The following is an 8,484-nucleotide window of genomic DNA, read 5'->3' on the forward strand; positions in this document are numbered from 1 at the left end:
GTGTCTTAATTATGGAAGTTGTTTATTTACTTACTGCTGAAATTCCTTCGGAATTTCATTGCGCGTAAACACAACTTTCCATATGCAACACGTTGTACACAAGCTCATGAAAACAAAATTATACATATTCAAAATTGTTGCTAAACATTTAAGTTTTACAAAAGCTGCCGAGCAATTGTATATTTCACAACCTGCCATATCTAAAGCAATTAAAAATTTAGAGCAAGAATATGAAACAACATTTTTTGTTAGAAAAAGGAACTCCATTGAATTAACATTAGAAGGAAAATCATTTCTTATATATGTCAATAAAATATTGGCTATATATTCTGAAATGGATGAGCAATTTCTACATAAAAATGACACCTTCCCGAAATTTATAAATTTTGGAGTAAGTACAACCTTATCCAATTATGTCATTCCTAAAGTGATAGCAAAGTTTAGAATGCAATTTCCTCAAACAAAATTTAATATAATTAGTAATAATTCTGAAAATATTGAAAATTTAATTTTAAATGAGGAAATCGATTTTGGAATTACAGAAGGGAATTTTTCTAACCCAAAACTACACTTTGAAAAATTTATAAAAGATGAAATTGTTCTAGTAACCAATGTTAACAATACTTCGTTTAAAAAAGGAAGTGTTGATATAAAAACGCTACAAAAGATTCCAATGATTGAACGTGAAAAAGGTTCTGGTACTAGAGAAATTATAGACACTTTTTTAAATGATAATCATATTTCAAAATTAAATTGTGTAGTAACATTGAACAGTACCGAAGCTATTAAAAACTATCTGTATAACTCAACTGACTATGCACTTCTTTCAATCAATGCCATTAAGGATGATTTGATAAATAACAAACTGAAGATAATAGACATAAAAGGCTTAAGTATTGAGAGATGGTTTTATTTTGTAAAAAGAACAGGTTATCTTTCTAGTTCTTTGGAAAATTTTGAGAAATTTATCCGTCTCAATTATAACTTTTAGTTATCTCCAATAACAAATTAATTTGCTTATAGGTTATTAATTCAATCTACTTTTGTATCAAATAGTACTAAATGATATGAAAGATATATTTTCAAAAACAGTTTACTTCCTTATAGTTATTGTTGCACTTTTAGGTGTTATAAACAGTCCAAGCGCCTTGTTACTTGGGTTTATATATACCATTATTTTCAATAATCCGTTTAAAGAATACAGCCATAAAGCAATCCATTATTTTCTAAAAATTTCAGTTGTTGGATTAGGATTTGGAATGTTTATCAAAGAAACTTTAGAAACAAGTAAAGAGGGATTAAGTTTGACTATATATTCAATATTTCTAACTGTAACGCTAGGTTTACTGTTAACAAGAGTTTTGAAATTAAATTTAAAACTTGGTCATCTAATCACATCTGGAACAGCAATTTGTGGAGGGAGTGCGATTGCTGCAATTTCGCCAGTTATTAAAGCTAAAAGTAAAACGATAAGTATTGCTTTAGGTATCGTGTTTCTATTAAATTCTATTGCATTGTTTGTATTTCCAGCAGTTGGACATTTTCTAAGTTTAACACAAGAACAATTTGGTTTATGGTGTGCAATTGCTATTCACGATACAAGCTCGGTAGTTGGAGCTGCATTAGGTTATGGAGATGAAGCATTAAGAATTGCAACAACAGTAAAACTGTCTAGAACTTTATGGATTATCCCTCTATCTATTTTTTCAATGTTTTTATTCAAAACAAAAGGTGAAAGAATAAAAATCCCATATTTTATTGTTTTATTTATTATTGCGATACTAATTAATAGTTACCATATTTTACCAGAAACAGCTACTAGTTTTATCGTATTAATGGCTAAGCGTTTATTAATAATCACATTATTTCTTGTAGGTTCAACCATTTCTATAAAAGATTTGAAATCTACTGGAATGAAACCTATTGTATTAGCGCTAAGTTTGTGGATTTTTATTTCAATATTCTCATTAATATATATTTTGAATTAAAGCAAATTCATAACAATTTGTAAATTAACTGTTAGATCCTCGCCTGCTTATGAAAACACTTTCATATTTTATACCTTCCCACGGTTAATGGTTATGGTTTATTTATTAAATTAGGCACTGAAGGAGTATAACTAATCAACAGAAACGTTGGTGACAATTATAACAATGAATTAAAAATAAGATAAGATGATAACAAAGTATAATGCAATAATTATTTCCGTTCTCTTTTTGATATTATCAGCTTGTTCTGATATTAAGAATAAAAAAACATCAGACAGTGAACAAAAAGCGGGTAATGATAAATTAACATCCGAAATTCTCGAGCCAGAAATTATTTATCAGCCTGCGGATGGAATTGTTAAAATATATGGTGCTGGAGGACCCCAACCTGCAATAATTGATGCAGCCAATAAATTTCAAGAAAAAACGGGTGTCAAAGTAGAAGTCATCTTTGGACCAGAAGCAAAATGGACAAAAAGCGCACAAAATGATGCTGATATAATCTGGGGAACTGCTGAACAAGGAATGACTGCATTCTTAGAAACTTATACAGAATTCGATAGTGATAAGGCAGAACCTGTTTACCTACGACCAGCAGTAATTGCTGTTAAAAAAGGAAACCCTAAAAATATTAAAAGTATCGATGACCTATTTGAACCTAATATAGGTATTGTTGTGGTAGAAGGTGCTGGAGTCTATAACACATCTGGTACTGGAGTTTGGGAAGACATTGTTGGGCGTAAAGGAAAGTTAGATGATTTAAAAAAGTTCAGAAAGAATATAGTTGCCTTTGCTAAAGGAAGTGGAGCCGGATTTAAAGCATTTAAACAACCTAATGCTGATGCCTGGATAACTTGGAACTATTGGGTTATTGACCACCCAGATGAAGCTGATATAGTAAAAATTGATATTGATCGAATCATTTACAGAGATTTAACTCTAGTCACAAATGATAAAGCAGATCCTGAAGCAAAGGATTTTATTGAATTTATGAAAAGTGAAGAAGGTTGGGTGTTTTTTGAAAAACACGGATGGATTAGATAATTCTTTTTGCATACAATTTAAAGGAACAAGTAATTAATCGATTTAGAAAGAAATAAAGGCTAATGCTTGTATTATTAGACCCACTAAAAATATTTTTAACGGTTTCTCAAACAATGTAGAAACATAAGAGGGATTGACCGAATATTCCAGAATATATGAATACTAATTTAACGTGTAATAATTAATCGTTAACATATTATACCTGCAACAGCTAGTAGTTTTATCGTATTAATGGCTAAGCGTTTATTAATAATCACATTATTTCTTGTAGGTTCAATCATTTCTATAAAAGATTTGAAATCTACTGGAATGAAACCTATTGTATTAGCGCTAAGTTTGTGGGTTTTTATTACATTTTTTCATTATTTATATTTTGAACTAAAGCCAGTGTACAACATCGTTTAACAGCAAATAGCGGGCATTCTGCTGAAAAATGTTAATTTTGAGACCAAGTAAAAAATAACAAAGCCGACAAGAACGCGTCCCTATTCCACGACACTTGCGTTAAACAAGACCGTTGTACACAAGCTGATGAAAACCAAGTTACATATATTCAAAATTGTTGCTAAACATTTAAGCTTCACAAAAGCTGCCGAGCAATTGTATATTTCACAGCCTGCTATATCCAAGGCAATTAAAAATTTAGAGCAAGAATATAAAACAACGTTATTTATTCGAAAAAGAAACTCGATAGAAATGACCAAGGAAGGAAAGTCATTTCTTATATACGTTAATAAAATTTTAGCTATCTATTCTGAAATGGACGAACAGTTTCTACATAAGAAAGAAACCTTCCCAAAACTAATAAACTTCGGAGTAAGCACAACCTTGTCTAACTACATTATACCTAAAATAATTGCGAAGTTTAGAGTACAATTTCCTGAAACAAATTTTAACATAATCAGTAATAATTCTGAAAATATTGAAAATTTAATTTTGAATCAGGAAATTGATTTCGGAATTACTGAAGGAAGTATTTCGAATCCAAAATTACAATTTGAAAAATTTATTAAAGATGAAATTGTCCTCGTAACCAATGTTAATAATAATTCTTTTAAAAAAGGAAGTATCGATATCGAAAAGTTGCAAAGAATTCCAATGATTGAACGTGAAAAAGGTTCTGGAACTAAAGTAATTATTAATAAATTTTTATTGGAAAATAATATCAAAAAGCTTAATGTAGCAGTAACTTTAAACAGTACTGAAGCTATTAAAAATTATTTATACAATTCTGATGATTATGCACTTCTTTCAATTAGTGCTATCACTGAAGATTTGTTAAATAATAAACTCAAAATTATAGATATTAAAGATTTAAGTATTGAAAGGTGGTTTTATTTTGTAAAAAGAACAGGTTATCTTTCAAATACCGTGGAATATTTCGAAAAATATATTCGGCTTAACTATAACTTTTAGTTATCTCAAATAACTAATTAATTTGCTTAAAGGTTATTAATTCAATCTACTTTTGTATCAAATAATACTAAATGATATGAAAGAGATTTTTTCAAAAATAGTTTACTTCCTTATAATTATTATTGCCCTTTTAGGCATTATAAACAGTCCAACTGCATTGTTACTTGGTTTTGTATATACACTTATTTTCAATAATCCGTTTAAAGCATACAGTCATAAAGCAATTCATTATTTTCTAAAAATTTCGGTTGTAGGGCTGGGCTTTGGGATGTTTATCAAAGAAACTTTGGAAACAAGTAAAGAGGGATTAAGTTTAACTATATATTCAATATTTTTAACCGTATCGTTAGGTTTGTTGTTAACAAGACTTTTGAAGTTAGATTTAAAACTAGGTCATCTAATTACATCTGGAACAGCAATTTGTGGTGGAAGCGCAATTGCTGCAATTTCCCCAGTAATTAAAGCTAAAAGTAAAACTATAAGTATTGCTTTAGGTATCGTATTTCTATTAAACTCTATTGCGTTGTTTGTGTTTCCTGCAGTCGGTCATTTTCTAAATTTAACACAAGAACAATTTGGCTTATGGTGTGCTATTGCTATACACGATACAAGTTCGGTAGTCGGAGCTGCGCTAGGTTATGGAGACGAAGCCTTGAGAATAGCAACAACAGTAAAACTATCTAGAACTTTGTGGATTATCCCTTTATCAATTTTTTCAATGTTTCTATTCAAAACAAAAGGAGAAAAAATAAAAATTCCTTACTTTATTGTTTTATTTATTATTGCGATTATTATTAATAGTTACCATATTTTACCTGAACCAGCTACTAATTTTATTGTATTAATGGCTAAACGATTATTAATAATAACATTGTTTCTTGTAGGTTCTACCATTTCTATAAAAGATTTGAAATCTACAGGAATGAAACCCATTGTATTCGCACTAACTTTGTGGATTTTTATTTCAATTTTTTCATTAATATATATATTGAACTAAAGCCAGTGTACAACACCGTATAAAATTAATTGCTAGTGCAAGCCTACTTACGAAAATCCTCGCGTATTTGCAATTCGGTTATTATTTGCTAAATTAAGTGCTTAAACAACGCAACTAATCTTATACAAAACCGTTAGCAACAAGTTGGCAAATCAACTAAAATCGTGCTAAATTTCCAGTTTTTAGATTTTTAAGAAAGGAAAAATGAAAAGCGTAATTTGGAAAAATAACTTGGAATTTCACTCAATCGGAATTTAAAAATATTGCGGAATATTACGCTGAATTTCGGCTCGCCCAAAATCAGTTTTCGCATCGAAAATTTAGCTAACTGAAAAGTTTTGGCTGAATAGCTGAATCGCTAAACATTACGGCTGAACTTTATGAAAATGGATTTTCCCAGCTTTAGTTTTTAACGACGAAAATTTTGAAAACCAAAGGTTCGAGCTGAATATTGGAATGGCAAAACGTTAGGAAAAAAAAGCGGAATTATATTCGGAATTTTTTTTGAGATTTTAAGGAAAAAAGGATAAAACGGAATTTAAAAATACAGCGGAAATTAAACTCATGTGAAAAAAAGAATAAAACCAGTTGCTAACACCGTGTATAATTCATTGCTAGGTCGTTGCATACTTGGAAAATTCCTTCGGGATTTTCTCGCGTTCGTTTTTATTTACTAAATTAGCTGCTTAAAACACGCAACAAACCATACACAATCACGTTGGCACAAATATGAAAAAACGAATTCTCACATTATTGTTTTTAGGATTTTTTATTTTGGGATATTCACAAAATAACGAATCTATATATCCGAATTTTATTGGACAGAATTTAAATACGATTGAGAATAATTCTGATTGGGGAATCTTGAAAAAATCATCTGGAGATTTAAACAAAGACGGTTTTAACGATTTTGCCTTAATACTCGAATCAAAGGACAGTATTTTAGAAAAAAGATGTTCGGATTGTAAGTTATTAAAAAACAAACCACGAATTATTGTGATTCTATTAAATCAAAACAATTTTGATAAAGTAATCATCCAAAATAATAAGTTTATCGCACGTGGAGACGAAGGTGGAATGTTACCACATTTGGAACCTGAATTATCAATAGAAAATGGATTGTTGAAAATCTATTATCAATATACTCGTTCGAACCAATCTTACACTTTTGAGTTTGACAATAACCAAATGGTAATTGTAAAAGCAGAAAGTAATGGAGTTCATTCTGCGAGCGGAAATTTTGAAAATGATAGATATGATTTTAAAAAAGGAGAAATAATTTCAGAGACAGGAAATATATCTCAAGAAAAAGTAGAAACTGAAATTATAAAATTTAATATTAAACCAAAATCACTTTCAGAATTTGGAGAAATGTCGCAATGGGAAATAATTGAATATAAATATTTATAAAATACTTGTGCCAACACCGTATATAATTTATTGCTAGTTCTAGCCTACTTACGAAAATCCTCGCGGATTTTCTATTCGGTTTTTATTTACTAAATTAGGTGCTTAAACACGCAACAAACCATATACAATCACGTTACCCACAATTACCAAGCAGTTCTAAAAAATGAGAAAAAGAGATAAAATTAAAAAATGGATTATAGCAACTTTCATTTTTACAATAGGAATTTGTTATATGTTTAGTTTTTTCCCAAAACACTTTGCTTTTAACAGTTTTATTTTTGCTTTTGAATTAAATTTTTTAATGATGGGATGGTTTGCTTTTTCTACACCTAAACTAAAATTGAGTTATAAATGGAATTATTTCATTCCAAAAAAAATTGAAAATAATGGGGAAATATATAATTATTTTGGTGTGAATCTTTTTAGAAAAACACTTGTCTTAATTGGTTGGGAAAGAATAACTAACTCAATGAATATGTCTGTGAAAAATAATTATGACAATTTGAAATCAAGAGAAATAAATACTCGAGCTGGAGAATTTTCTCATCTTGTTATAGCGATTATTATACTAATTATAACACCATTTTTGGTAAATTCACTTGAAGAAGCTAAATGGTTGATAATAACAAATATTGTTTTTAATATTTATCCTGTTTTTACACAAAGATATAATAGGCCAAGATATTTGAGAGTTTTAAGAATATTTGAAAAACGAATGAATTTAAATTTAACATAAACTGTGGGTAACACCGTGTATAATTAATGGCTAGTTCGAGCTTGCTTACGAAAATCCTCGCGGATTTTCTATTCGGTTTTTATTTGCTAAATTAGGTGCTTAAACACGCCACTAATCATACACAATCACGTTGTGCATCATTAAAAAAATGAACAAAGAAGAATTTTACTCTTTAAGCTTTAACTCAAACAATATAGAATTATTTGTAGAGGTTATTGGCGATTATGACGCCCAAAAACTTAAGATAGGAACTTACAATCCCAACCCTTTGAAAGTGATAAAAAGTCAAGGAAGAAAAGCTTATGATATAGTTCGCTTACAAGACGTTTTCAACTTCCTGATATCGCCTAAACTTCTTAAAGCACTTGAATCAAATGATTTAACTGGATGGAAAACGTACGCAATTGAATCGGATATTGAACTAGATGGATATAAAGGTTTTCAATGTACTTCTACTTGCGGTTCACCCATTCGGCCTAAAAATAGTGGCTTTGTGACAGGTTATGACTTTGACTTAAAAACTTGGGATGGAAGTGACTTTTTCATACCTGAAACGACAATGATGATTATTTGCTCGAATAAGGCTAAAGAAGTTATTGAGAGTTTTAAGATTAAGAATATAGAATTGGAAAATCTAAAAACGCTTAAATGGTATAACGCATAAAAAACGAATGCACAACAACATGTATAATTAATTGCTAGGTCACTGCCGACTTACGAACATTCCTGCGGAATATTCTATCTGTGATTTATTTGCTAGATTAGTTGCTTAACCACGCAACTAACCATACACAAGACCGTTGCCTACAATTGCAAAACGCAATTCAAAACGCGTCATACCGAATATGAAAATCACTGATTTTAAGCTAACTTTATTAGTCTTTAGCTAACAT

At 29.7% G+C, this 8,484-nt stretch carries 8 protein-coding genes; all 8 read left to right on the forward strand.

The window, feature by feature from the left end:
- The first annotated feature begins 106 nt into the window (after positions 1-106).
- The 8 genes from M890_RS0113715 to M890_RS0113750 all read left to right on the forward strand — a co-directional run bounded on the left by M890_RS0113715 (position 107) and on the right by M890_RS0113750 (position 8,255).
- Complete coding sequence (locus tag M890_RS0113715; RefSeq protein WP_028284072.1) at positions 107-991, forward strand: LysR substrate-binding domain-containing protein; 885 nt, start codon at positions 107-109, stop codon at positions 989-991.
- A 76-nt stretch (positions 992-1,067) separates the two neighbouring features.
- Positions 1,068-1,988, forward strand: coding sequence for a YeiH family protein (locus M890_RS0113720; RefSeq protein ID WP_028284073.1), 921 nt, complete (start codon positions 1,068-1,070; stop codon positions 1,986-1,988).
- A gap of 228 nt (positions 1,989-2,216) precedes the next feature.
- Positions 2,217-3,032, forward strand: a complete 816-nt coding sequence (locus tag M890_RS16240; protein WP_198018217.1) for an extracellular solute-binding protein — start codon at positions 2,217-2,219, stop codon at positions 3,030-3,032.
- Positions 3,033-3,563: 531 nt separating this feature from the next.
- Positions 3,564-4,448, forward strand: a complete 885-nt coding sequence (locus M890_RS0113730) for a LysR substrate-binding domain-containing protein (RefSeq protein ID WP_028284074.1) — start codon at positions 3,564-3,566, stop codon at positions 4,446-4,448.
- Positions 4,449-4,524: 76 nt separating this feature from the next.
- On the forward strand, positions 4,525-5,445 hold the full coding sequence (locus tag M890_RS0113735; RefSeq protein ID WP_028284075.1) for a YeiH family protein: 921 nt from the start codon (positions 4,525-4,527) through the stop codon (positions 5,443-5,445).
- Between the two features lie 774 nt (positions 5,446-6,219).
- Complete coding sequence (locus tag M890_RS0113740) at positions 6,220-6,855, forward strand: hypothetical protein (RefSeq protein WP_157243296.1); 636 nt, start codon at positions 6,220-6,222, stop codon at positions 6,853-6,855.
- A 163-nt stretch (positions 6,856-7,018) separates the two neighbouring features.
- Complete coding sequence (locus M890_RS0113745; RefSeq protein ID WP_028284077.1) at positions 7,019-7,591, forward strand: glycosyl-4,4'-diaponeurosporenoate acyltransferase CrtO family protein; 573 nt, start codon at positions 7,019-7,021, stop codon at positions 7,589-7,591.
- 148 nt (positions 7,592-7,739) lie between these two features.
- Positions 7,740-8,255, forward strand: a complete 516-nt coding sequence (locus M890_RS0113750; RefSeq protein ID WP_028284078.1) for a hypothetical protein — start codon at positions 7,740-7,742, stop codon at positions 8,253-8,255.
- Positions 8,256-8,484: the final 229 nt, after the last annotated feature.

Source organism: Olleya marilimosa CAM030 (assembly GCF_000518485.1).
Lineage (GTDB): Bacteria > Bacteroidota > Bacteroidia > Flavobacteriales > Flavobacteriaceae > Olleya > Olleya marilimosa.

What these genes read in the sequence shown, in the direction of transcription:
- M890_RS0113715 (WP_028284072.1), top strand. Translation starts at nt 107, where the DNA reads ATGAAAACAAAATTATACATATTCAAAATTGTTGCTAAACATTTAAGT.
- M890_RS0113720 (WP_028284073.1), top strand. Translation starts at nt 1,068, where the DNA reads ATGAAAGATATATTTTCAAAAACAGTTTACTTCCTTATAGTTATTGTT.
- M890_RS0113730 (WP_028284074.1), top strand. Translation starts at nt 3,564, where the DNA reads ATGAAAACCAAGTTACATATATTCAAAATTGTTGCTAAACATTTAAGC.
- M890_RS0113735 (WP_028284075.1), top strand. Translation starts at nt 4,525, where the DNA reads ATGAAAGAGATTTTTTCAAAAATAGTTTACTTCCTTATAATTATTATT.
- M890_RS0113745 (WP_028284077.1), top strand. Translation starts at nt 7,019, where the DNA reads ATGAGAAAAAGAGATAAAATTAAAAAATGGATTATAGCAACTTTCATT.
- M890_RS0113750 (WP_028284078.1), top strand. Translation starts at nt 7,740, where the DNA reads ATGAACAAAGAAGAATTTTACTCTTTAAGCTTTAACTCAAACAATATA.